The following is a 2,440-nucleotide window of genomic DNA, read 5'->3' as shown; positions in this document are numbered from 1 at the left end:
CGTCAATTAATTATACAGGAGGTTTTATTATGCTTAAATACCGTGAAGTTCTAAGGTTATACGCCCAAAATCTTAGTAATCGCAGTATTGCATCAAGTAGTGGGTGTTCCAGGAATTCAGTAGCGGAAATCATATCTCGAGCTAATGAATTACAAGTATCCTGGCCATTTGATAAGGATGTTAATGATGAAGAACTTCAGGGAATTCTCTTTCCTGAAAAAAACAAGTCCGACATCCGAAAGCGACCAGATTGCGAGTATATTCACCGAGAGATGGCACGTAGTGGAGTGACATTGTCGCTATTATGGCATGAGTATGTCGAAGCCTGTAGGAATCGTCTGGAAATCCCTTATAGCTATCGTCAATATTGCCGATTTTATCATCGATTCGCTACTGTCTCTAAAGCCACCATGCGCATAAAACGGAAGCCAGGGGAAATTATGGAGGTCGATTGGGCAGGTCAAACCATGTTCATCAAAGACCAAATTACAGGAGAAATGATTCCCGCGTATATCTTTGTGGCTGCATTACCTTGTAGTCAATACGCTTATGTGGAGGCATTTCAATCGGTATCTTCAGAAAATTGGATATCAGCACATATTCATGCCTTTCGGCATTTTGGAGGAGTAACTCGTATGATTGTGCCCGATAATTTAAAGACGGGTGTGGTGAAAGCATCTTCCACAGATCCCATTATTAACCGAACGTACCAGGAGATGGCGGAGCACTATCATACGGTTATCATGCCGGCACGTGTAAGACATCCAAAGGATAAGGCCAGTGTTGAAGGAACAGTTGGGATTATATCGACCTGGATTATCGCTTCTTTGAGGAATGAGCAGTTTTTCACGGTGAGTGAATTAAACAAAGCTATCTTAGAAAAATTAGCTGAATTTAATCAAAAGGATTTTCAAAAAAAGAATGGAAACAGGCTATCTGCATTTCTTGAGGAAGAGAAGTTTGCGCTTCTTCCTCTGCCTGCTTCCCCATACGAATTGGCTAACTGGAAGAAAGAAACCGTATCATACGATTATCACATATTGGCAGAAAAAATGTTTTACTCAGTTCCAAATGAATATATCAAACACGAAGTAGATATCAGAATCACACAAAAGATTATTGAAGTATTCTTCAAAAACTATCGAATTGCCTCCCACATGCGTCTTGAAGGTAAGGAGGGCAAGCTTTCAACACTACCAGAGCATATGCCTATTCATCACAAACAATATCTTGATTTTAACCGAGACTATTACCTTAAGTGGGCAAAGGCCATCGGCCCTTATACATTGGCTGTGGTTCACTCGATACTAGATTCCTATAAGGTTGAGAAACAAGCGTTAAAGTCTTGTATGGGTCTTACGAAACTAGCAGATCAATATTCAATAGAAAGAGTTGAAAAGGCTAGTAAACGAGCATTGTCCTATTTACCAAGACCGAACCTTTCTAGCGTAAAAACTATTTTGAAGACAGGGCAAGACAAATTGCATTCGAATGATCGCCAGCCGGTCACTACAACAAAAGAAGAAGTGTCTTCACATGGATTTACACGAGGCGCTGCTTACTACGGGAGGAAAGAAAAATGACAAATGAAAACACGTTAAGTAAATTACATGAAATGCGCCTTAGTGCCATGGCGGAGCAATTCCATGAACAACTGCGCAATACCGATTTTAACGATATGTCATTTGAAGATCGTTTAGCCCTAATGGTGGATGTCGAGTGGTCTCGACGTAAAAATAATAAACTTGAACGTATCATCCGAGGCGCGAATTTTCGAAATCAGCAGGCTTGTATTGAAGATATTGAATATCACGCAGACCGTCAGTTGGATAAAACCCAAATCTTGCGTCTGGCTTCTTGTACTTACATCCAGGATAAGCATAATTTAATTATTAAAGGCGCATCTGGTAATGGAAAATCCTATCTTGCCTGCGCATTTGGCATCTCAGCTTGTCGTCAGTTATATACTGTAAAATACGTACGCCTACCTGATATATTGGAAGAATTGGCCGTTGCCAGAGGTGAAGGTGTTTACAAAAAAGTAATGAAATCTTACACCAAAGTGGATCTTCTAATCCTAGATGAGTGGCTGCTTACGTCCCTTAGAGAGAATGAAGCTCGAGACTTATTAGAGATAGTAGAAGCACGTCATCAAGTGGCATCAACTATCTTTTGTTCACAATTCGATACGCAAGGTTGGTATGATAAAATCGGGGAATCTACATTAGCTGATGCCATTCTCGATCGTATCATTCATGACTCTTATAGTATTTTTATTGATGGAAAAATGTCGATGAGAGAACGCCATGGTATCAAAGAATAGTTTGTTTCATGCCACTACCAAAAGGTAGTGGCTCTCTTGATGACCGAACTGGCTAAAAAATCTGTCTCGAGTGGCTCAAAACTTTGGCACAGATGGCTCATTTCGATGGCTGTAATC

Annotated in this window: 2 protein-coding genes; both read left to right on the top strand. The window is 40.3% G+C overall.

The window, feature by feature from the left end; all coding sequences use genetic code 11:
* Positions 1 to 29 precede the first annotated feature (29 nt).
* Positions 30 to 1,583, top strand: a complete 1,554-nt coding sequence (gene istA, locus C406_RS0118930) for an IS21 family transposase (protein WP_026045757.1) — start codon at positions 30 to 32, stop codon at positions 1,581 to 1,583.
* Positions 1,580 to 2,323 carry an IS21-like element helper ATPase IstB gene (gene istB, locus C406_RS0118925; RefSeq protein ID WP_017382206.1) on the top strand — a complete coding sequence of 248 codons (744 nt, stop codon included), beginning with the start codon at positions 1,580 to 1,582 and terminating at the stop codon, positions 2,321 to 2,323. The genes istA and istB overlap by 4 nt, the downstream gene beginning before the upstream one ends.
* Positions 2,324 to 2,440: the final 117 nt, after the last annotated feature.

The sequence above is a fragment of the Paenisporosarcina sp. TG-14 genome, assembly GCF_000297555.1.
GTDB classification, from domain to species: domain Bacteria; phylum Bacillota; class Bacilli; order Bacillales_A; family Planococcaceae; genus Paenisporosarcina; species Paenisporosarcina antarctica.
This window is presented reverse-complemented; position numbering and strand designations above follow the sequence as displayed.

Coding starts and splice junctions, on each gene's coding strand:
- istA (WP_026045757.1), top strand. CDS start 30: ATGCTTAAATACCGTGAAGTTCTAAGGTTATACGCCCAAAATCTTAGT.
- istB (WP_017382206.1), top strand. CDS start 1,580: ATGACAAATGAAAACACGTTAAGTAAATTACATGAAATGCGCCTTAGT.